Below are 237 nucleotides of genomic sequence, written 5' to 3' on the forward strand. Positions count from 1 at the left end.
GCAGGCGCCGCGTCATGCTCAGGCCCAGGATCAGCATGGCGGCCGCCACCAGCATCAGCGCCACCGCCAGCACCGTTGAGACATTCCAGGATTCGATCGCTTGCATCCGCGTCGTCCTCAGATGGCCTTGGCCATGCGATACAGGATGTAGGAGCCGCCCAGTTGCAGGCAGACCGCCGTCATCAGCATCTTGAAGCCCAGCGGGTCCACCCACAGACCCATGAACAGGTCGTTGTT

The 237-nt window shown here is 62.9% G+C and carries 1 pseudogene; it reads right to left on the reverse strand.

The annotated features are described in order from the left end of the window. Positions 1-117: 117 nt before the first annotated feature. Positions 118-237: pseudogene (locus SB771_RS36930) on the reverse strand (type II secretion protein F); the annotation flags it as partial.

The organism is Burkholderia sp. SIMBA_051 (assembly GCF_046534915.1).
Classification (GTDB): Bacteria; Pseudomonadota; Gammaproteobacteria; order Burkholderiales; family Burkholderiaceae; genus Burkholderia; species Burkholderia ambifaria.